Source organism: Enterobacter sp. SES19, from assembly GCF_011765665.1.
Classification (GTDB): Bacteria; Pseudomonadota; Gammaproteobacteria; order Enterobacterales; family Enterobacteriaceae; genus Enterobacter; species Enterobacter pseudoroggenkampii.
This window is the reverse complement of sequence record NZ_CP050320.1, coordinates 2,715,515-2,737,599: the sequence shown is the minus strand read 5'-3', so window position 1 is coordinate 2,737,599 and position 22,085 is coordinate 2,715,515. Positions and strand designations below refer to the sequence as shown.

Genomic DNA, 22,085 nt, shown 5'->3' with positions numbered 1-22,085 from the left:
TGGCCGCATGCGCTAAATCGGATGGTCTGGCATGAAATTACAGCAGCTTCGTTATATCGTTGAGGTGGTGAATCATAACCTTAACGTCTCTTCTACCGCCGAGGGGTTGTATACCTCGCAACCGGGTATCAGCAAACAAGTTCGTATGCTGGAGGATGAGTTAGGTATCCAGATATTTGCCCGCAGCGGTAAGCATCTCACTCAGGTGACGCCTGCGGGGCAGGAAATCATCCGCATTGCGCGGGAAGTCCTCTCTAAAGTCGATGCGATTAAGTCAGTGGCAGGGGAACACACCTGGCCGGATAAAGGTTCGCTGTATATTGCCACGACGCATACCCAGGCGCGCTATGCGCTTCCCGGTGTCATCAAAGGCTTTATCGAGCGTTATCCCCGCGTCTCTTTACATATGCACCAGGGCTCGCCAACGCAAATTGCAGAAGCCGTTTCCAAGGGTAATGCAGACTTTGCCATCGCCACCGAAGCGCTTCACCTCTATGACGATCTGGTCATGCTTCCATGCTATCACTGGAACCGTTCTATCGTGGTGACCCCGGATCACCCCCTGGCGGGTAAAGGCTCGGTCTCTATCGAAGAGCTGGCCCAGTATCCATTGGTGACGTATACGTTTGGTTTTACCGGCCGCTCCGAGCTTGATACGGCCTTTAACCGGGCAGGGCTAACGCCGCGCATTGTCTTTACCGCGACGGATGCCGACGTGATTAAGACCTATGTGCGGCTTGGTCTGGGGGTGGGCGTCATTGCCAGCATGGCGGTGGATCCGGTGTCAGACCCTGACCTGGTGCGTCTTGATGCGCACGATGTTTTCAGTCATAGCACCACAAAGATTGGATTCCGTCGCAGCACCTTCCTGCGCAGCTATATGTATGATTTTATTCAGCGCTTTGCCCCTCATTTAACGCGTGATGTGGTTGATACCGCCGTTGCATTACGCTCAAATGAAGATATTGAAGAGATGTTTAAAGACATCAAACTCCCCGAAAAATAATCACACCCGGTATCTTTCCCCCAGGGAAAGATACCGAAATAACGCCTCAAAGCTAAATTAGAATTATCATCATCTACGTATCCTCTGTCATATAATGTCATTATCCATTTAATCCGTAAGGTTATAATGTCGTGAATTGGCGACAAAAGTAGAAACTAATTTACGCCTTCGCAAATTTTTCTTTTCAATTATTTATTTCTGGTCAAAAGATTGAATATTTCATACCTCCCGGTGCGTAAATTCACTGGCTTTTCGGCTAAAGTTTCTTTAGGATTTATCTCAACAGATGATTAATTGTACCAATTGTTTGGTCCTAAATGATAAGCGATGTCGATTGTATGAGGTTAGCAATGCCTTCAGGAAGTGAAGAACCGCAAAGGGATCCTGCGCTCAAGCGTAAAGCCTGGCTGGCGGTCTTTCTCGTCTCTACCCTGTTTTGGGTGGTGGTTGCTCTCCTGGCCTGGAAATATTGGGGTTAAATATGGCAGTGACGGTACGTACAGCTTCGGTAAAACAGATGTGTCAGCATCGTGACAATGGCCACAGAGGGCGTAAAGCACCTGCGACTGTTGTACCCGCGTCCTGGAAACTGACGCCGCAGCAGCAAGCGTTTATTGATGTGTTCGCAGAAGACGAACCCAAAAAACAATAATTTAGTAAATTGCGTAATGATGCAAATAGTCTGAATATCGACTCTGCACTTTTGTACTCTTTAATAAATACACATCAGCAATATAGCACTGAGGTCAAACCTCGGAACGTTTTATAAATAATGCCTGGTGTCCCTATGATGAATAACATGACGTCTCACAAATACTGGTCATGGATCGGCGTTTTTACCGTGTCGATTCTGTTCTGGAGTCAGCTCATCTGGTTGGCCCTCCACTAAATTGTAAAACCTCGCTACGGCGGGGTTTTTTGTTTTCCTGTTCTGGACCAATCCTAAATTTATCAATTTGGGTTGTTATCAAAACGTTACGACATCTTTGTGTTATCTTTAATTACGGCCCTGATGATTGTCAGGGCATCTCTGTGATTAAGGAGGAGCTTATGTCGTTAACCCTACGCGAAGCCAGTAAGGACACATTACAGGCAGAAAACAAAACCTGGCATTACTACAGCCTGCCGCTGGCTGCCAGAACGCTTGGGGACATTTCGCGTTTACCCAAGTCATTGAAAGTTTTACTGGAAAATCTATTGCGCTGGCAGGACGGTGACTCTGTCACCCTCGATGATATCCAGGCGCTGGCAGGGTGGCTTGAAAAAGCCCATGCCGACAGAGAAATCGCCTACCGCCCGGCAAGGGTGCTGATGCAGGACTTTACCGGCGTTCCTGCCGTCGTTGATTTGGCCGCGATGCGCGAAGCCGTTAAGCGTCTGGGCGGAGATACGGCAAAAGTGAATCCGCTTTCCCCTGTTGACCTCGTCATTGACCACTCCGTAACCGTCGATCGCTTTGGTGATGACGACGCCTTTGGCGAGAACGTGCGTCTGGAGATGGAGCGTAACCACGAGCGCTACGTTTTCCTGAAGTGGGGGCAGCAGGCGTTCAGCCGGTTTAGCGTGGTCCCGCCAGGTACCGGTATTTGTCACCAGGTTAACCTTGAATATCTGGGTAAAGCCGTCTGGAGCGAATTGCAGGATAAAGAGTGGGTCGCCTATCCGGACACGCTGGTGGGCACGGACTCCCATACCACCATGATCAACGGTCTGGGCGTGCTGGGCTGGGGCGTCGGGGGGATCGAAGCGGAAGCGGCCATGCTCGGCCAGCCGGTGTCCATGCTTATCCCGGATGTGGTGGGCTTCAAGCTCACCGGCAGGCTGTCTGAAGGGATTACCGCCACCGATCTGGTGCTGACCGTCACCCAGATGCTGCGTAAGCATGGTGTGGTAGGCAAGTTTGTCGAATTCTACGGGGACGGACTGGATTCACTGCCGCTGGCCGACCGCGCCACCATTGCCAATATGGCGCCGGAATACGGTGCAACCTGCGGCTTTTTCCCTATTGATGATGTGACGCTGGAATACATGCGTCTTAGCGGACGTAGCGAAGAGCAGGTCGCGCTGGTGGAAGCGTACACCAAAGCGCAGGGCATGTGGCGCAATCCGGGCGATGAGCCTGTTTTCACCAGCACGCTTGAACTCGATATGGGAAGCGTCGAAGCGAGCCTCGCAGGGCCGAAACGCCCGCAGGACAGGGTTGCGCTGAGTGATGTGCCAAAAGCCTTTGCCGCCAGCAATGCGCTGGAAGTAAACGTGGCGCAGAAGGACCATCGTCCCGTCGACTATGTTCTGAACGGACATCAGTATCAGCTTCCGGATGGTGCGGTGGTGATTGCCGCCATTACCTCCTGCACCAACACGTCCAACCCCAGCGTATTGATGGCAGCCGGTCTGCTGGCTAAAAAGGCGGTAGAGCTTGGGCTAAAACCTCAGCCATGGGTCAAGGCCTCGCTGGCCCCGGGATCCAAAGTGGTGTCGGATTACCTGGCGCAGGCCAAACTGACGCCGTACCTTGACGAGCTGGGCTTTAACCTCGTGGGCTACGGCTGTACGACCTGTATTGGTAACTCTGGTCCACTGCCTGAACCCATTGAAACGGCGATTAAGCAGGGTGACCTGACGGTAGGTGCGGTCCTGTCCGGCAACCGAAACTTTGAAGGGCGTATTCACCCGCTGGTAAAAACCAACTGGCTGGCCTCACCGCCGCTGGTGGTTGCTTATGCCCTGGCAGGGAACATGAATATCAACCTGGTGACCGATCCGATTGGCCACGATCGCAAGAATGACCCTGTCTATCTGAAAGATATCTGGCCTTCTTCGCGTGAAATCGCGCTGGCCGTTGAAAAGGTCTCAACCGAGATGTTCCGCAAAGAGTATGCGGAGGTCTTTGAAGGCACGCCGGAATGGAAAGCCATCAACGTCATTGGCTCTGATACCTATGACTGGCAGGATGACTCAACCTACATTCGTCTGTCGCCGTTCTTTGATGAGATGCTGGCCGAGCCGGCGCCGCTTAAGGATATCCACGGCGCGCGCATTCTGGCGATGCTGGGGGATTCTGTCACGACGGACCACATCTCACCGGCGGGGAGTATCAAAGCCGATAGCCCGGCGGGTCGTTATCTGCAAAGCCGGGGCGTCGAACGCCGTGATTTTAACTCCTACGGATCGCGCCGCGGTAACCATGAAGTCATGATGCGCGGGACCTTTGCCAACATCCGCATTCGTAACGAAATGGTGCCGGGCGTGGAAGGGGGCATGACGCGCTATCTGCCGGGGACGGAAGTGGTGTCGATTTATGATGCGGCGGTCAAATATCAACAGGCAGGTACGCCGCTGGCGGTGATTGCCGGGAAAGAGTACGGTTCCGGCTCCAGCCGTGACTGGGCGGCGAAAGGTCCGCGTCTGCTTGGCGTTCGCGTGGTCATCGCCGAATCGTTCGAACGTATTCACCGCTCGAATCTGATTGGTATGGGGATCCTGCCGCTTGAGTTCCCGCAGGGCGTGACGCGTAAAACGCTGGGCCTGACCGGGGAAGAGCAGATTGACATTAGCGGCCTGCAAAACCTGCAGCCGGGTAAAACGGTGCCGGTAACGTTAACGCGGGCAGACGGCAAAACCGAGGTGCTGGATTGCCGATGCCGTATTGATACGGCAACCGAGCTGACCTACTACCAGAACGACGGCATTTTACATTACGTGATTCGTAAGATGCTGGATTGATGAACGAGCCCGGCACGCGTGCCGGGCTTTTTATATCACTCTTTCAGCAGATGGCCCATTTTGGCAGCTTTAGTATCCAGGTAGTGGGCGTTTTTCGGGTTACGGCCGACAATCAGCGGTACACGCTCGACGATGTTGATCCCCGCTTCGGTCAGGATCTCCACTTTTTTCGGGTTATTGGTCAGCAGACGAACTTCGTCCACGCCCAGCAGCTTGAACATATCGGCGCACAAGGTGAAGTCGCGTTCGTCAGCGGCGAAGCCGAGCTGATGGTTTGCTTCCACCGTATCGTAGCCCTGGTCCTGAAGCGCGTAAGCGCGGATTTTATTCAGCAGACCAATATTACGACCTTCCTGACGGTGATAAAGCAGCACGCCGCGGCCTTCTTCTGCAATATGAGACAGGGCGGCTTCCAGCTGGAAACCACAATCACAGCGCAGGCTGAACAGCGCGTCGCCGGTAAGACACTCTGAATGGACGCGGGACAGCACCGGCGTCTGCCCTGAAATATCGCCATACACCAGCGCGACATGATCCTGTCCGGTTGCCAGTTCTTCAAAACCCACCATCAGGAAATCGCCCCATGGGGTTGGCAGTTTGGCTTCTGCCACACGTTTAAGCTGCATGTGATTCTCCAGAGTAGGCTGACACGTTTCGTGCCTTTGCCCTGTTTTGCTTTCTGTATCAGTTCATTTTGCCACAAGCTCAGCAGGTTCGCCTAATAGGCACCATGCTATATGAACGTTAAACGCACGATCCGACATATCCACCCATCGAATGAATTTCAGTTATGATTGTGAGGCTTAGCGAAAAAGGAGAAGACATGCTTTCAATCGCCAGACGTACGGCAGCAGGCGCGGCCATTTTACTGATTATGCCCCTGGCCGTATGGCTCTCAGGCTGGATGTGGCAGCCGGGGCAGAATGCCATGTGGCTGAAAACGTTATACTGGATAACGGAAACGGTCACCCAGCCGTGGGGAATTATTACCCATGTCCTCCTCTGCGCCTGGTTTCTGTGGTGCCTGCGCTTTCGTTTGCGTGCGGCGCTGATGCTTTTTGCGATCCTCGGAGGCGCTATCCTTGTTGGTCAGGGCGTGAAGTCCTGGGTAAAAGATCGCGTTCAGGAACCGCGTCCTTTTGTCGTCTGGCTGGAAAAAACGCATCATGTTCCGGTGGATGAGTTCTACAATTTAAAGCGTAAAGATCGCGGAACCCTGGTGAAAGAACAGCTTGCGGAACAGCAGGATATCCCGAAATTCTTGCGTAAACACTGGCAGAAAGAGACGGGATTCGCGTTTCCTTCCGGTCACACCATGTTTGCGGCCAGCTGGGCGTTACTGGGGGTGGGGCTGCTGTGGCCAAGGCGTCGAACGGTCACGCTGGTGATTTTACTGGTCTGGGCGACAGGGGTTATGGGCAGCCGCTTACTGCTGGGGATGCACTGGCCGCGGGACCTGGTCGTTGCCACGCTGATCTCATGGTTGCTGGTGACGCTGGCGACCTGGCTCGCTGAACGATTCTGCGGCCCGCTTACACCACCGCCGGAAGAGAAAGAAGAAATAGCCGAAAGGGACCAAACGGACGCCTGACGGTTGATAAACCGTATTATGCCCATAGATACATGACTGGCGCGTCACTTTTTCCGTTTCGCGCCCGTCGCTAAAATGGTAGTTTATAAGGCTGATTGCGGTGAGTTGAACACACTTTATTCGCTTGAACCACATAACGGGAAGTAATGTGAAATATTTACTCATTTTCTTACTGGTATTGGCGATTTTTGTCATTTCAGTCACATTGGGTGCACAAAACGATCAACAGGTGACGTTTAACTATCTGCTGGCTCAGGGTGAGTATCGCGTCTCGAGCCTGCTGGCGGTCTTATTTGCTGCTGGCTTTGCCATTGGCTGGCTGGTTTGCGGTCTGTTCTGGTTGAAAGTCCGTGTTTCTCTTGCGCGCGCTGAACGTAAAATTAAGCGACTCGAAAATAACATTGCCCCTGCGTCTGACATCCCGGAAAGCTCTGGTGTGCCGGTCGTGAAGGAATAATCGACTATGTTGGAGTTGTTGTTTCTGCTTTTGCCTGTAGCCGCAGCCTATGGCTGGTATATGGGCCGCAGAAGTGCGCAACAAACAAAACAGGATGAGGCCAACCGGCTCTCCCGCGACTACGTTGCGGGGGTGAACTTCCTCCTGAGCAATCAGCAGGACAAAGCGGTAGACCTGTTCCTCGATATGCTGAAAGAGGATACAGGGACGGTTGAAGCGCATCTCACCCTGGGTAACCTGTTCCGCTCGCGCGGCGAGGTCGATCGCGCCATTCGTATTCACCAGACCCTGATGGAAAGCGCCTCGCTGACCTACGATCAACGTCTCCTTGCGGTGCAACAGCTGGGGCGTGATTACATGGCTGCGGGGTTGTACGATCGCGCCGAAGATATGTTCGCGCAGCTGGTGGATGAAACAGATTTCCGCATCGGCGCGCTGCAGCAGCTCCTGCAGATTTATCAGGCCACCAGCGACTGGCAAAAAGCCATTGATACGGCTGAACGTCTGGTGAAGCTGGGTAAAGATAAGCAGCGCGTTGAGATAGCCCATTTCTACTGTGAGCTTGCGCTTCAGCAGATGGGTAACGACGACATGGATAAAGCCATGGCGCTGCTGAAGAAAGGCGCCGCCGCGGACCGCAACAGCGCGCGAATCTCCATCATGATGGGGCGCGTCTTTATGGCGAATGGCGACTATGCCAAAGCCGTTGAAAGCCTGCTACGGGTTATCGACCAGGATAAAGAGCTGGTCAGTGAAACGCTGGAAATGCTGCAAACCTGCTATCAACAGCTGGACAAGCAGGAAGAGTGGGTAGCATTCCTGCGTCGCTGCGTGGAAGAAAATACCGGCGCCACCGCTGAACTGATGCTCTCAGACGTTGTTGAGCAGTATGAGGGAAGCGACACCGCGCAGGTGTATATTACGCGCCAGCTGCAGCGTCATCCGACGATGCGGGTCTTCCATAAGCTGATGGATTACCACCTGAACGACGCGGAAGAAGGGCGCGCCAAAGAGAGCCTGATGGTGCTGCGCGACATGGTTGGCGAACAGGTGCGCAGCAAGCCGCGCTACCGTTGCCAGAAGTGTGGTTTTACCGCCTATACCCTCTATTGGCATTGTCCTTCATGCCGGGCCTGGTCAACCATCAAGCCAATCCGCGGCCTGGACGGGCAGTGATTTTTTAAAAGCCTTCATTTTAGTTACAACATACTGATAGCTTTTAGCACTTTCTCAACACCGTGCGGTTTGCCAGCCTGGCAGGGACATAAATGGCTTCTGTCAATTTGCGGCGGCGGCAGGTAGAATGCTGGCCGTTTATCTGTTCCGCGCCGCTGCGCGCCCATAGACGAAAAGGGCTGGTCATGACGTCTGTTACATCCTCCACTTCCCGCGTAATTACGGATTCTCCTGTTGTTGTTGCGCTTGATTACAATAAGCGTGACGCTGCACTGGCGTTTGTCGACGGTATCGACCCTCGCGACTGCCGTCTGAAAGTTGGCAAAGAGATGTTCACGCTGTTTGGACCGCAAATCGTTCGCGATCTGCAACAGCGCGGCTTTGACGTTTTCCTCGACCTCAAATTCCATGATATTCCGAATACCACGGCCCACGCCGTTGCTGCAGCCGCAGAGCTGGGTGTATGGATGGTCAACGTCCATGCGTCGGGTGGGGCAAGAATGATGACCGCCGCCCGTGAGGCGCTCCTGCCGTTCGGTAAGGACGCGCCGTTGCTGATCGCCGTCACCGTGCTGACCAGTATGGACGAAAGTGATTTACGCGACCTCGGCGTGACGTTGTCACCTGCGGAACATGCTGAACGTCTCGCCCGTCTGACGCAGCAGTGTGGCCTGGATGGCGTCGTCTGCTCCGCGCAGGAAGCGGTACGTTTCAAATCAACGCTGGGCCAGGATTTTAAACTCGTCACGCCAGGGATTCGCCCTGCGGGCAGCGACGTGGGCGATCAGCGCCGCATTATGACGCCTGAGCAGGCGCTGGCGGCGGGCGTAGACTATATGGTTATCGGGCGTCCGGTGACGCAGTCTGTAAACCCGGCTGAGACGCTTAAGGCTATCAATGCATCGCTGAACAAGGGGGCGTAATGACCGATTCCAACAGCCGTCTGGTCTACTCAACCGATTCCGGGCGGATAGACGAACCGAAAGCCAAAGTGGAACGTCCTAAGGGGGACGGCATCGTTCGGATCCAGCGCCAGACCAGCGGACGTAAGGGGAAAGGGGTCTGCCTTATCTCAGGCATTGATCGGGATGATGCAGAACTGACTAAGCTGGCTGCCGAGCTGAAAAAGAAATGTGGCTGCGGCGGTGCCGTAAAGGACGGGGTTATTGAAATCCAGGGTGATAAACGTGATTTAATAAAATCACTGCTGGAAGCCAAAGGCATGAAAGTTAAACTGGCAGGCGGTTAAAATAAATGAGCCACGGCAGATGCCGTGGCTCGTGTTATATACGTGCGTATGTCAGACCTGAAATGCGTTTAAATACCGCAATATCGAGGAAGGCTTAGATAATAATTATTTGCCAACCTGGTGACCGATAATACCACCGACAGCAGCGCCACCTAATGTACCCAGCGTACTACCATCCGTTAATACTGCACCACCGAGAGCACCGGCACCGGCACCAATAGCGGTGTTACGGTCACGTTTAGACCAGTTAGAGCATGCGCTCAGGGACATTGCTACAGTGATTGCCAGAACAGCGGCGGCTAATTTTTTGCTGGTTAAGGTCATAATACTTTCTCCTGAATTATCGATTCACGGAAAGATGTACACGTTAAGTATAGACGAATCGAATACTTAATTCTGTTCTCCGTGAAAGCTGGTCGCGCAGGCGTTACGTAATCACGCAGGTGATAGTCACTTCCTGTTATATCGCTAACATTAATTTTACGACTTTAAGGCGGGTTAAACAGGTAAAAACTCTTAAAGCAGGGTTAAGAATCATCTCAGAGAAAGAAGGGCGTATGCGCCCGAAATTCGGGCGCGGAGGGAACTCAGGCGGTTGTTTTAATAATATTGACGATCAGTCCGTCATCTTCCAGTTTATTACGGTGCGCGTCGCTCAATCTTTCGTCGGTAATCACGCGGCTAAAGCGTGAAGCGGGGCCCATCGTATACGGGTGAACGGCGCCAAATTTAGAGCTGTCGGTGAGCACAATGGCTTCACACTCTTTTTCCAGCACCGCATTCACAACGTCAGAGCGCATCATATCCCGACCGGTGAAACCTGTCTCCGGTTGCCAGCCGTCAATCCCAATAAAGGCCTTGCTGAAATGAACCTGCTGGACATACTGACGGGTCAGCGGGCCTACCATGCTTTCGCTTTTTTTCTGATAAATACCCCCGAGCAGAATCACCTCGCAGCGCGTCTCTTTGAGCAAATGCGCGATATAGCTGCTGACGGTGATGATAGTAACGTCTTTTTGATCGGCAAGCGTGCGTGCCAGAAGAGCATTACTGCTGCCGTTTTCAATAAAAACGGTCTCGCCGTTGTTCACCAGGGACGCGGCAAATTCCGCCAGTTCACGTTTGAGCGCGTAGTTATTCATCATGCGCGTCTCAACGTCATCACTGTCCAGCGGGACAGCATATCCGTGCGCGCGACGCAGGTAGCTCTGTTTTTCCAGCAGATTAAGATCCTGACGGATTGTGACTTCAGACACGCCGGTGGTTTTAGCGAGATCGACTACGCTTACGCGTCCCTGATCGATGACCATCTGCAAAATGAGTTGTTGTCGGGAATTCATAGCATCCATTTAATAAAGCGAAACGAGGTCGGAGACGGTGGGGTTAAACTTCCCACGGCGCTTTTGGCTGTCTGTTTTCAGGCGCGTTGTCAGCACCATTCTGAGCAAGAAGTTCAGACTTCAGGATCTCGAGATTACGGATAGCAGAGTGATAATCGCCCGCCACCAGGATATCCAGCACGGTATCAATTCGTTGTGCTACAGCTTGTGCGTCAATAGTAGACATAATCTCACCCCAGGCGCGAAAAGTTAATATTTTCAATGATGCAGAAATTAGGATCAAAAGAGAAGGGAAAAAATGCAATAACTAAATTACATAAACGTAAGTGATAAATTTATTCCCCCTCATGCAGTGGGCTTATTGAGTGGATTAGTCTAAAACGGCGCGCAAGGCGCTTTTTTATAAGAGGAATTAGACTATGACAGTTATCAATCAGCCTACCTGCACACTGTTTACCGATACTGAACGGTTCACGCAGCTGTCAGGGTATTACGAAGCGGAGCGTCACACCGTCTGGATGATGTTGCGGGCCCAGCCACGGCCTTGTTTTAACCATGCGTTAATTGAGGAGATCATGAACTTCTCATGGCTGGTTCGCCAGTCTGGCTTTGCGGTTGATTTTTGGGTAACCGGTTCGCTGGTTCCCGATATGTACAATGTGGGCGGTGATTTACAGTTCTTCGTCGAGTGCATTCAGAACGGACGTCGGGAGGCGTTACGGGCGTACGCTCGCGCCTGCGTTGATTGCGTCCATGCGGCCTCACGGGGGTTTGATTCAGGGGCCATCTCTCTGGCGATGGTCGAAGGCAGTGCGTTAGGGGGCGGGTTTGAGGCCGCTCTGGCGCACCATTTCGTCCTGGCTCAGCGCGATGCCCGTCTGGGTTTTCCGGAGATTGCCTTCAACCTGTTTCCGGGTATGGGGGGATATTCCCTGGTTGCACGCCGTTCTGGCATGAAGCTGGCGGAGGAACTCATCTATAAAGGGGAATCCCATACGGCTGAATGGTATGAACAGCACGGGCTGGTGGATGTCCTGTTTGAACCCGGACAAAGCTATGTCTCCACCCGAACCTTCATCGATACGCTGCGGCCAAAACTGAATGGCGTAAGGGCGATGCTGCGCGCCCGTACGCGCGTTCTGCAATTGCCCCGCAGTGAACTGATGGATATTACGGAAGACTGGGTTGACGCCGCTTTCTGCCTTGAGCCGAAAGATATCGCCTACATGGAGCGTCTGGTCACGCTGCAAAACCGCCATCACGCGGCGGGATTGCGTAAAGCCAGTTAACGTTGATTTCGCGCTTGATATCGTTTTAGCCATCGCTCGAATGCGGCAGCGGGCATCGGCTTAGCAAACAGAAAACCCTGCCGTTCGTTGACGCCGTTCTTGGTGAGAAAGGCGTCTTCTTTTGCGCTTTCCACACCTTCGGCAATCACCTGCAGATTTAATGCCTGCGCCACCGCGACGATAGCGCGCACCAGAGACTGGGAAATGGACTGCTTATGAATATCCCTGACAAACGATTGATCGAGTTTAATGGCATCGATAGGGAAGCGGGCCAGTTGAGAAAGGGAAGAGTAGCCGGTGCCAAAATCATCCAGATGAATTTGCGCCCCTAGTCGGCTGAATTGCTGGATCACGGACAGCGCCAGCTCTTCGTTCTCGATAAGACAGCTTTCGGTTAATTCGACATCGACAGGGCAGTATTCAAAATTCAGATCCTTCAGCGCCTGCTTTAAGTCACTGAAAATAGTCTGGTCGGCCAGCTGGCGTGCAGAGACGTTCACCGCCACGCGCAGGTTTATTCCCTTATCACGCCATTTCGCCACCTGGCGAACCACATCGAGCATCACCCAGCGGCCCAGCGGCACAATCAACCCCGACTCCTCGGCATAAGAGATAAACTCCAGCGGCGGGATCAAACCCCGTTCTGGTGATTGCCAGCGGACCAGCGCTTCAAGGCTTCTGACTTCCCCGCGCCAGGTGATTTTCGGCTGATAGTGAATCAGGAGCTGATCGTTATCCAGCGCCTTACGCAGGTTGGTATCCAGCCAGAGATACTCAAACACGCGCTGGTTCATCTCGGGCGAGAAGACGCAGAACTTGCCCCGGCCGTTCTCTTTGGCGGTGTACATGGCGGTATCGGCGTTACGAATGACGCTTTCCCGGTCGTTGCCATGCTGAGGGGCGAGGGCGATGCCCAGGGAGCAGCCGGTATAAATCTCAATCAAACCGATGCGGAACGGCTGGCGCAGACGGGTTAAAATGCGCGATGCCATCGCCTCCAGAGAGCCCTGAGAGGTATTGGTGGCCATGACGATAAACTCATCACCGCCAAGTCGCGCCAGCACCTGTTCCTCATCCAGACAGCTCAAAATGGCGAGGGCAACGGCCTGTAACAGCTGATCGCCAAACATATGCCCGTAAGCGTCGTTGACCTTTTTAAAATTATCCAGATCGAGATACACCACGCCCACCTGCGTGTCCCCGCGGTTGGCGATGGCGTCAGAAATCAGGTCGTGGATCGCATTACGGTTTGGCAAGCCGGTGATGGTATCGGTATTGGCCAGCACGCGCAGCCGCTCCTGAGCGCGGCGCTCCTCGGTAATATCGGTACCGGAACAGATAAGGAAAATTTCATTTTTACCGCTGCCGCTGTGTACGAATTTGTTTCTGAACAGAAACAGCCGTTGCCCTTTACGCGTTTTGATCCAGCGTTCGACTTCGTATGAGCTGCCGTTGCGAAAAAAACCGGTAATATTGCGCTTTGAAGCTGCCGCTTCGCTGCGGCTCATAAACAGCTTAAAGACGTTCTGGCCAATGACTTCATGTTCTTTCAGGCCGGTGTACTCTTCGCTAAGCCGATTAAAACGCTGGATATTGCCGTGCCGATCGAGAATAACAATGACGGAGTTAGCCTCTGAGACAACCTGTTCCGCGAAAGAGAGCCCCTGAGCCAGATCGCGTGCCACGGAGGGGGTATCGTTCCAGGCAGAAGCGGTTCCGGCCCACTCGTTACGGGTAATTTTACGGCCCACAAGATGGACCGGAACATCTTCCCCGTAGAGGGAGAGCGACATTGAAATGCTGGAGGTAATAACGGTTAAATGACGGATGAGATCGGCCTGTTCATCGTCCAGCGCTACGACCTGAGTGACATCGGCATTTTCGCTGGTGGAAAGGTGCAGAGCGTTGCTGTCAGCTGACAAGCGCCACCACGGGCTGTGAGTCCCCATGTAGCGAAACAGCAAATTCGGCTCCAGATCGTCCATCATGTTTTCTCCCGCAGCTTTCATTAGCGCACAAATTATTCATTTGCAGTCGACTTTTCCGTTGAGGAACAGCGGCAAAACCGAAGTGAACTTATTGTTTTTCCCTAATTTCTTATAATAAAACGAGTCAGGCTAAAAAGGATACTGAGCGTATAAAAATTCACGTAACCGAATATAACAACACTCTTTTACTGTAGATAATTATGGCGAATTTGGGCGAAGGGAGACTGAAAATAGTAAGGAAAAATAATGATTTTGTGGCGGGGATAAACAGAAAAATTGCCGGCCTTTCCCCGAAGGAAAGGACCGACAATTGAACCGGTTATCAGGCGACAGGACGCGCGATAATACTGCGGGTTTCCATGCGAACTTCGGCGATAGTAACGTCAATCACGTCGGTGACCTTGTAAACTGTTTCACCTTTAATTTGCACGGTACCGTTTTCCTGACTACAGACCATTTCGTCACGAACCGCATGCAGGAACGGCGCAGGAATAAACGCGACAGCACCGTTATCGACCAGGCGGACGCGCATCCCCCCGCGGCTGATATCGATGATCTCTGCGGCGAAACGGGTATCCGTCCCGGCTTTATCCTGCAGGAAGCGTGCGTACAGCCAGTCTCCAACGTCACGTTCCGCCATGCGATTCAGACGGCGGCGATCGGCCATCTGCAGCGTGGTGTCCTCCTGAGGACGAGCAACGGTTTCGCCTTTGATAATCGCTTTCAGCAGACGGTGGTTAACCATATCGCCATACTTACGGATTGGCGATGTCCAGGTGGCGTATGCTTCGAGGCCAAGACCAAAGTGCGGGCCCGGCTCGGTACTGATTTCCGCGAATGACTGGAAGCGACGAATGCGGCTGTCCAGGAAGCCCGACGGCTGCGCGTCCAGTTCGCGGCGAAGCTTGCAGAAGCCCGGCAGGGTCAGCACTTCTTCCGGATCAACATGCACATCGTGATTCTTCAGCAGGGCCGCCAGCGCTTCGGTGTTCGCCGGATCAAACCCGGTGTGGACGTTGTAAATGCCAAAGCCCAGCCTGTCGCGCAACACGCGTGCGGCGCAGATGTTGGCGGAAATCATCGCTTCTTCAACAATGCGGTTCGCAATGCGTCGCGGTTCGGCCACGATATCCAGCACTTCGCCTTTCTCACCCAGAACAAAGCGATAATCCGGGCGATCTTTGAACACCAGCGCATGGGTTTGACGCCACTCGCTGCGGTTGAGACAGATGCGATGCAGCAGACGGATCTGCGCGGCAATGGCGTCTGATTCAGGTTTCCAGCTACCGGTATTTTCAAGCCAGTCGGACACGTTATCGTAGGCCAGCTTGGCTTTCGATTCGATAGTGGCAGCAAAGAACTCGATATCGTCTTCAATCGCGCCATCCGCAGCAATGGTCATGCGGCAGGCAAGGACCGGGCGCACTTCATTTGGACGCAGCGAGCAGAGATCGTCTGACAATTCGCGCGGCAGCATCGGAATGTTGAAGCCCGGCAGGTAGTTGGTGAAGGCGCGGATTTTCGCCGCGTCATCCAGCTTGCTGCCTTCGGCAATCCAGGCGGTGGGATCGGCAATGGCGACGGTCAGGTGCAGTTTGCCGTCGGCGCTCTCTTCAGCGTAGAGCGCATCGTCCATATCTTCGGTGCTGGCGCTGTCGATGGTGACAAAATCCAGCGCGGTGAGATCGCGGCGCGTCAGACCTTCGTCCTGCATCTCGGTCGCTACGCCGTTCGGCGCTTCTTTTTCAAGATTGTGGCGTGCCAGCGTGACCCACCATGGCACGAAATGGTCGGCGCCAAAGGTGATGAATTGGGTCAACTCAGCATAAAAACCGCGATCGCCTTTCAGAGGATGACGGCGCATTTCCGCTACGGCCCAGTCACCTTCTTTAAAATCATGCTCAACGCCACGGGCGGCGCGGCAGGGAATGGCATCTTTCAGCAGGGGATGATCCGGCACGATAGAAAGCCGATCGTCTTTTCGCTGCACCTTACCCACAAAACGGGTCAGGAACGGTTCGATCAGTTCTTCCGGTTCAGCGGACTCGCGATCCTTCTCGGTATGAATGACGGCCATGACGCGATCGCCATGCATCACTTTCTTCATCTGCGGTGGCGGAATGAAGTAGCTTTTCTGGGCGTCAACTTCAAGGAAGCCAAAGCCCTTTTCCGTGGCTTTTACGACCCCTTCTGCACGCGGCGTCTGGGAATGCAGTTGCTGTTTAAGCTGCGCTAGCAGCGGGTTGTCCTGAAACATAATGTTCTATTTTCGTAGCCATTGAGCGGCTGACAGTTTTACGCGATTCTCACTGTCTCAGCAAGCGGTCTTTGGGTAATGAGTGTGGTTATTCCTCTTTACCAAACGCTACTTTCAGACGATTGAGCCAGCCATCAAACGCACTTTGGGTAAGCAGCGTGATGGCATATTCGCCCTGGAGTCCTTGATCCGTGAGCGGGGTAAACTGCGCGGCGCTGAAGCGGTCCGGAGAGCGGGTCAGCAGTTCGACCGCCGCCGAAAGTGCGGGTGACGTCTGCGGGATCTCTGCGCGGCTGTTTAACAGGATCTCTCCGGTCAGGTCGAGCAGCGACGGCTCATGGCAAAGCACCGGCGTCAGCGCCTCCAGCGCGGGTTCGGCCTGCCAGCGAGACAGCGACTCAAGCTGATGCGCACTCGCATAGCGCAGCTCCACGACGGGCAACAGCGGCACCCATGCATCGTGGCTCGCGGGAAGCGTGTGCGGCTGAATATGATGGCCTGGCAACCAGCGAACAGGATGTCCCAACAGGGCCTGAAAAATCGCGACGACGCGCGCCTGAAAACCGATAAACCCGATAATCTGGTTTATCACCACGATGTCGTACGTGGACAGCCCCACCTCATCAAGCTGGTTCTGCGCTTTATCATCAATGACATCAGGAGAGCTGGCGAGCTGGCGGGCATACTGGGTGATCTGTGCCAGGCGGCGGTTGCTTTCGCGCGAGGAGTCCGGGCCGGGAAGCGGGGCGAGGAGGGCGGCGTAATGGTTACAGAGCCGCTGAACGCCACAGGCCTGTGCGACCGTTAGCGCGGTACTGAGCCGATCGTAAGCGCTGAGCGTATGCAGGCGGTTCACGGGGATCGAGAGCGGAAACAGCTGGTGGCATAAGGCTCTGGCAGGAGTAAGCCAGCCAGAACAGGCGGCGACAATCTCATCAGGCAAGGCTAAATCGAGCAAAAAACGATCGTCGACGTTAGCGGCTTCGGGCACCAGGGGCAGAACATCCGTCTGCGCGTGGTTTGACTGGGTTTCGTGATACCAGTGGCCTTTGCCGGAAAAACGGCGTTGTTCCATGTGCGTTCCTTGATCTCAAAATGGCGATCAATATCCTGGCGTAAGGCAGATAAAGGGAAAAATATTGTTAGGTGATAACAAATAGCAGAACGGAATAACGAAGGGGTGACGTGGGGGAAATACTCTCTTCCCGGGCGGGAAGAGAGTCACAGCTTATTTAATTTCCAGCTCGTTCATTGCAGCGATGTTGAAGCCGCCGTCAACGTGAACCACTTCGCCGGAGATACCCGCGGAAAGGTCAGAGCACAGGAATGCTGCAGAGTTACCCACATCTTCAATGGTAACGGTACGACGAATCGGGGTAACCGCTTCGCAATGTGCCAGCATTTTACGGAAATCTTTAATACCGGAAGCGGCCAGGGTGCGGATAGGACCTGCAGAGATGGCGTTAACGCGCACGCCTTCAGGACCCATTGCGTTCGCCATGTAGCGTACGTTCGCTTCCAGAGACGCTTTAGCCAGACCCATAACGTTGTAGTTAGGGATAGCACGTTCAGCGCCCAGGTAGGACAGGGTCAGCAGGGCTGCACCCGGGTTCAGCATCGCGCGGCAGGATTTTGCCATCGCAACGAAGCTGTAGGAGCTGATGTCGTGCGCGATTTTGAAGCCATCACGGGTAACCGCATTCACGTAGTCGCCGTCCAGCTGGTCGCCAGGAGCGAAGCCGATGGAGTGAACGAAACCGTCGAATTTCGGCCATGCTTTTGCCAGTTCAGCAAACATGCCGTCGATGCTTTCGTCTTGTGCAACGTCACATTCCAGAACAATGCTGGAACCCAGCTGCGCGGCAAACTCTTCAACACGGCCTTTCAGCTTGTCGTTCTGGTAGGTGAACGCCAGCTCAGCGCCTTCGCGATGCATTGCCTGTGCGATGCCGTATGCGATGGACAGTTTGCTGGCAACGCCAGTCACCAGAATGCGCTTACCGGAAAGAAAACCCATAGCTTTAATCCTTATATTCATTGCTAATTTTGCCTTGTAATTCATAGCGTTACAGGCAGTATTTCAAAATCATTCGAAATTAGCTCGAAATTATAGCCCACTCACAGCCCCTTGTGTCACGATATTTCTCGCACTTCTCCGAAGACGCCTGCCCCGAAGAATGCACCGCGGACTCGCGGGGGCTCAAAATTTCAGCATTCGTCCAGTATATCACCCGGCAACAGCTTCGCCTCATCCAACCAGAGAGGCAGCGTGATTCCACCAGGGTATTCAGGCTTTCCTGATGTTGTCGACGAAACGCGCAATGACGATAAAGAAAACCGGTACGAAGAAGATCGCGAGAAGCGTACCGCTAATCATGCCACCAAATACGCCGGTACCGATGGCATGCTGCGTACTGTCGCTCGCCCCCCTGGCCAGCATCAACGGAACAACCCCTAAGCTGAAGGCTAACGATGTCATCAGAATCGGACGCAGGCGCTGGCTGGCGGCATGAATGGTAGCCGCCAGCAGGGGCTGCCCCTGGCGATGGAGCTGCCTGGCAAATTCAACAATCAGAATGGCGTTCTTGGCTGACAGGCCGATAAGCGTAATCAGGCCGACCTTAAAGAAAACGTCATTCGTCATGCCGGCAACAAACACCGCTATCACCGCGCCGATAAGACCCAACGGAACGACCAGCATGACCGCAAAAGGAATAGACCAGCTCTCATACAGGGCTGCGAGCACCATAAACACGACCAGTATCGACAGGACAATAAGGCCCGGAAGCTGAGATTCCGATTTTCTCTCCTGCAATGCACTCCCGGCCCACTCGCCCGCCATGCCCTGAGGTAACTCTCTGGACAAACTCTCCATAACCTTCATTGCGGTGCCGCTGGATACTCCTGACGCCGCATTTCCGGTAATGCGAAGAGCAGAATAACCCTGATAGCGCGTCAACTGCTGCGGCGCAACGTTCCAGGAGATCGTCACGAACGTTGATAACGGCACCATCTCACCCATCCGGTTTTTCACTGATAGTTTCAGTATCTGCTCAGGCTGCATTCGGTAGGGCGCATCGGCCTGAATAATCACCTGTTGAACGCGGCCGTTGTTCGTATAGTCGTTGACGTAATTTGAGCCCAGGGTGACGGAGAGCGTCTGGTTGATTTCATCAAATGAGACGCCCATCGCTTCCGCTTTTTCCCGGTCAACCTGGAGCGCAAGGCTGGTTCCTTCCGGCAGACCGTCTATATAGACGTCACTCAGTTCAGGACGCTGATTGGCTTGCAGGACCAGCGCGTCGGCAGCGCGCTTTAACGCCTCGTAGCCCAGTCCTGCTCTGTCTTGCACGTACCAGGTGAACCCCGAGGAGGTGCCCATATCCGAAATGGCCGGCGGGAGCAGGCTCATCGTGACGGCATCAGTAACGTTCGCCATGCTGTCCTGTATATGGTCGGCTTCATCCTGGGCCGTCGAGCCCTGCCGGTTTTTCCAGTCCTTCAGCGTGGTGAAGGCCATAGCCGAATTCGGTCCTGAACCTGAAAATCCAAACCCCAGGATCATAATGTTGCTTTCAATATCCGGCCGGGCCGTAATTTCCTCTTCAAACTTTTTTACCACGTTAAGGGTGCGCTGCATCGTGGCATCAGAAGGCAGCTGGATTGAGGACATAAAGTAGCCCTGATCTTCGTCCGGCAGAAAGGACGACGGTAACGAAGACAAACCCAAAAACAGCGCAGCACAAAGCGCAACGTACAGGAGCAGCATACGCCCGGTTCGCTTCAGAACGGCACCCAGCCCGGCTTCGTAACAGGTGGTAAGCCTATGAAAGCGCGCATTAAACCCTGCCGCGAACCGCCCACCTCCGCTCTTTTCTCCCTGATGCGGCTTGAGTAGCGTAGCGCACAGGGCAGGCGTCAGCGTCAGGGCAAGAAACGCGGATAGCAGTATGGAGACCGCCATGGAAATACAAAATTGTCGGTAGATAATCCCGACGGATCCTTCAGCAAACCCCATGGGGATAAAGACGGCGGTCAGCACCAGCGTGATCCCGATAATCGCCGGGGTGATCTCCTGCATGGCTTGCCGGGTAGCGTCCCGTGGGGACAGACTTTTTTCCTTCATCAGTCGTTCAACGTTCTCTACGACCACAATGGCGTCATCAACGATAATCCCGATCGCCAGCACCATGCCGAACATCGTCAGAATATTGATGGAGTATCCGCTCAATAACATCACCGTGAAGGTGCCAAGAAGTGCGACGGGAGCAACAATCGCCGGGATAAGCGTACAGCGTATCTTGTGCAGAAACAGCAGCATAACCAGGAAGACGAGGACCATCGCTTCCACAAATGTCTGAACAACCTTCACGATAGAAAGTTTCACAAACGGCGCGGTATCGAAAGGAACCGTAAACACCATTCCGTCGGGTAACACCCGGGAAAGCTCGTCGATGCGCGCACGCACGCCTGAAGCCGTACTCATTGCGTTGGCGCCTGGCGACAGCTGGATTGCCGCCGCCGTCGAGGGCACGCCATTTTCACGGATACCAAAAGCGTAGCTTTGCAGGCCGGATTCAATCCGCGCAATGTCGGATAATTTCAGGCGGGCGCCGGATGCGTCAGATTTCAGGGTGATATTCCTGAACGCCTCGACCGAGGAGAGCTGTCCCTTTACGGTGATGGGATACGTTACCCCTTGTCCTTCAGATGCGGGCTCATCTCCCGTTTTGCCGGGCGAAACCAGGGCATTTTGCTGGCCAACAGCAGTAAGCACATCGCTCACCGAAAGGCCGTAGCTGTGGAGCTTCATTGGATCCAGCCAGATACGCAGCGCTTTTTCGCCGCCAAACAGCTGGACTTTCCCTACGCCGGGCACGCGACGAAGCTCGTCACTGACGTTTCGGGCAAAATAGTCGCTTAAGTCGGCTTCCTCGAATTGACCGTTGGTGGACTTCAGCCCCACCATCATTAAAAATCCAGAATTAGCGGCCTCGACGTTAATGCCATTTTGTCTTACCGCCTGAGGAAGACGAGGCTCGACGATCTTAATCTGATTCTGTAGATCCATCTGTGCCAGCTTGATGTCCGTGCCGGGTTTAAACGTGACGGTAATCGATGCCGAGCCGGTTGTGTCACTGGATGATTCGAAATAGAGCAAGTTATCGACTCCAGAGATTTCTCGCTCAATTAACGACACCACCGACGTATTCATGATATCGGGGCTGGCCCCCGGGTAACTGACGGAAATGATGATACCTGGCGGTGCCACCGCCGGATACTGCGCAACCGGCAAACGAGGAATAGACAGGAGACCCGTCAGGACGATAAACAGCGCCACTACCCAGGCGAAAATGGGACGTTCGATAAAAAAATGAGGCATTGAGTTATTTTTGTGCAAAAGAGTGAGATAGAGACTCTACCGCGCACCTGTTTAGCGGAAGTGGGCGGTTTATGGAGGCCGTGTGGATCAAGGGCTCAAATCATTCTCATAATGAGGTACAGCGGTGATCCGCCAAAAAAAATGATCAAATAACATTCGTAATAAAAGACCAGATCCTCGATATCGGGCATCGCGTTTAACAGCACGGTGAACGTAATAATGAGATAAACAAAAATCACCATCAGCCAGAAGGCGACGACAAATAGCTCAGTTAGCGCACCAGCTTTATTTTGGATGATCAGTGAGACCACCGACAACGCGATGCAGCCATAGATAATAGGGGAAGAGAGCAGCGTCGAGGCGACTTTTTCATCCACTCTGTGTACCAGCACCAGCCAGGTATAAAGTAATCCCCACGACAGCAGGAGAAACAGGGAATATATGCCCAGTTTTTTAGGAGAGAAATATTTTGAAAGTTCCATGTTCATTATTGCAGCCAACTTCATAAAATCTTTAAGAAACAGTGGTAATTTGCAGCGCGCAATGCACAACGCGTTATGCCTCAATAGCGATTTTGAACGGACATTGTCGAGTCTTTATTGACTGAATGTGTAGGCTGTGTG

21 protein-coding genes are annotated in these 22,085 nt (G+C 53.6%); 11 read left to right on the top strand and 10 right to left on the bottom strand.

Annotated features, from left to right (window positions below):
• The first annotated feature begins 31 nt into the window (after positions 1-31).
• From cysB to acnA, 5 genes are all read left to right on the top strand, one after another.
• Positions 32-1,006 carry an HTH-type transcriptional regulator CysB gene (cysB, locus tag GXP72_RS12990; RefSeq protein ID WP_024907120.1) on the top strand — a complete coding sequence of 325 codons (975 nt, stop codon included), beginning with the start codon at positions 32-34 and terminating at the stop codon, positions 1,004-1,006.
• Between the two features lie 338 nt (positions 1,007-1,344).
• Entirely contained in the window at positions 1,345-1,485 is a 141-nt protein-coding gene (locus GXP72_RS12985; protein ID WP_213327741.1) for a YmiA family putative membrane protein, read from the top strand.
• A 2-nt stretch (positions 1,486-1,487) separates the two neighbouring features.
• Positions 1,488-1,658, top strand: a complete 171-nt coding sequence (locus GXP72_RS22670; protein ID WP_021240301.1) for a hypothetical protein — start codon at positions 1,488-1,490, stop codon at positions 1,656-1,658.
• 138 nt (positions 1,659-1,796) lie between these two features.
• On the top strand, positions 1,797-1,895 hold the full coding sequence (gene ymiC, locus GXP72_RS22665; RefSeq protein WP_032623144.1) for a small membrane protein YmiC: 99 nt from the start codon (positions 1,797-1,799) through the stop codon (positions 1,893-1,895).
• 161 nt (positions 1,896-2,056) lie between these two features.
• Positions 2,057-4,732 (top strand): aconitate hydratase AcnA, encoded by a 2,676-nt coding sequence (gene acnA, locus GXP72_RS12980; protein WP_157189308.1) that lies wholly within the window; start codon positions 2,057-2,059, stop codon positions 4,730-4,732.
• Between the two features lie 35 nt (positions 4,733-4,767).
• Here acnA and ribA read toward each other — a convergent pair whose 3' ends face one another.
• A complete protein-coding gene (gene ribA / locus GXP72_RS12975) occupies positions 4,768-5,358 on the bottom strand; it encodes a GTP cyclohydrolase II (protein ID WP_008501210.1) in 591 nt (196 codons plus the stop codon).
• 197 nt (positions 5,359-5,555) lie between these two features.
• Here ribA and pgpB point away from each other — a divergent pair, with 197 nt between their 5' ends.
• The 5 genes from pgpB (at position 5,556) to yciH (ending at position 9,205) form a co-directional block, all read left to right on the top strand.
• Positions 5,556-6,323, top strand: a complete 768-nt coding sequence (gene pgpB, locus GXP72_RS12970; protein ID WP_024907122.1) for a phosphatidylglycerophosphatase B — start codon at positions 5,556-5,558, stop codon at positions 6,321-6,323.
• Between the two features lie 148 nt (positions 6,324-6,471).
• A complete protein-coding gene (locus GXP72_RS12965) occupies positions 6,472-6,780 on the top strand; it encodes a LapA family protein (RefSeq protein WP_023312067.1) in 309 nt (102 codons plus the stop codon).
• Between the two features lie 6 nt (positions 6,781-6,786).
• Positions 6,787-7,956 (top strand): lipopolysaccharide assembly protein LapB, encoded by a 1,170-nt coding sequence (gene lapB / locus GXP72_RS12960; protein WP_023335944.1) that lies wholly within the window; start codon positions 6,787-6,789, stop codon positions 7,954-7,956.
• 185 nt (positions 7,957-8,141) lie between these two features.
• Complete coding sequence (pyrF, locus tag GXP72_RS12955; protein WP_208762973.1) at positions 8,142-8,879, top strand: orotidine-5'-phosphate decarboxylase; 738 nt, start codon at positions 8,142-8,144, stop codon at positions 8,877-8,879.
• Positions 8,879-9,205 (top strand): stress response translation initiation inhibitor YciH, encoded by a 327-nt coding sequence (gene yciH / locus GXP72_RS12950; RefSeq protein WP_208762972.1) that lies wholly within the window; start codon positions 8,879-8,881, stop codon positions 9,203-9,205. The genes pyrF and yciH overlap by 1 nt, the downstream gene beginning before the upstream one ends.
• A gap of 105 nt (positions 9,206-9,310) precedes the next feature.
• On the opposite strand, the gene osmB is transcribed toward yciH, so the two are convergent.
• From osmB to GXP72_RS12935, 3 genes are all read right to left on the bottom strand, one after another.
• Complete coding sequence (osmB, locus tag GXP72_RS12945) at positions 9,311-9,529, bottom strand: osmotically-inducible lipoprotein OsmB (protein WP_008501216.1); 219 nt, start codon at positions 9,527-9,529, stop codon at positions 9,311-9,313.
• Between the two features lie 263 nt (positions 9,530-9,792).
• The gene (locus GXP72_RS12940) at positions 9,793-10,545 is read right to left on the bottom strand and encodes a DNA-binding transcriptional regulator YciT (RefSeq protein WP_048991911.1); all 753 of its coding nucleotides are present in this window, start codon (positions 10,543-10,545) and stop codon (positions 9,793-9,795) included.
• A gap of 43 nt (positions 10,546-10,588) precedes the next feature.
• Positions 10,589-10,771: a hypothetical protein gene (locus GXP72_RS12935; protein ID WP_024907126.1), complete on the bottom strand. Its 183-nt coding sequence runs from the start codon at positions 10,769-10,771 to the stop codon at positions 10,589-10,591.
• A 193-nt stretch (positions 10,772-10,964) separates the two neighbouring features.
• On the opposite strand from GXP72_RS12935, the gene GXP72_RS12930 reads away from it, so the two are divergent.
• A complete protein-coding gene (locus GXP72_RS12930; protein WP_048991912.1) occupies positions 10,965-11,834 on the top strand; it encodes a crotonase/enoyl-CoA hydratase family protein in 870 nt (289 codons plus the stop codon).
• On the opposite strand, the gene pdeR is transcribed toward GXP72_RS12930, so the two are convergent.
• From pdeR to GXP72_RS12900, 6 genes are all read right to left on the bottom strand, one after another.
• Entirely contained in the window at positions 11,831-13,822 is a 1,992-nt protein-coding gene (gene pdeR / locus GXP72_RS12925; RefSeq protein WP_048992047.1) for a cyclic di-GMP phosphodiesterase, read from the bottom strand. The two genes, GXP72_RS12930 and pdeR, sit on opposite strands and share 4 nt — an antisense overlap.
• Positions 13,823-14,144: 322 nt before the next feature.
• Positions 14,145-16,079 carry an exoribonuclease II gene (locus GXP72_RS12920; protein WP_208762971.1) on the bottom strand — a complete coding sequence of 645 codons (1,935 nt, stop codon included), beginning with the start codon at positions 16,077-16,079 and terminating at the stop codon, positions 14,145-14,147.
• Between the two features lie 88 nt (positions 16,080-16,167).
• Positions 16,168-17,154, bottom strand: coding sequence for an oxidoreductase (locus GXP72_RS12915; protein WP_024907130.1), 987 nt, complete (start codon positions 17,152-17,154; stop codon positions 16,168-16,170).
• A gap of 153 nt (positions 17,155-17,307) precedes the next feature.
• Positions 17,308-18,096: an enoyl-ACP reductase FabI gene (gene fabI / locus GXP72_RS12910; protein ID WP_003856831.1), complete on the bottom strand. Its 789-nt coding sequence runs from the start codon at positions 18,094-18,096 to the stop codon at positions 17,308-17,310.
• A gap of 270 nt (positions 18,097-18,366) precedes the next feature.
• The gene (locus GXP72_RS12905) at positions 18,367-21,462 is read right to left on the bottom strand and encodes a multidrug efflux RND transporter permease subunit (protein ID WP_048992049.1); all 3,096 of its coding nucleotides are present in this window, start codon (positions 21,460-21,462) and stop codon (positions 18,367-18,369) included.
• 95 nt (positions 21,463-21,557) lie between these two features.
• Positions 21,558-21,944, bottom strand: coding sequence for a hypothetical protein (locus GXP72_RS12900; RefSeq protein ID WP_024907132.1), 387 nt, complete (start codon positions 21,942-21,944; stop codon positions 21,558-21,560).
• Positions 21,945-22,085 lie beyond the last annotated feature (141 nt).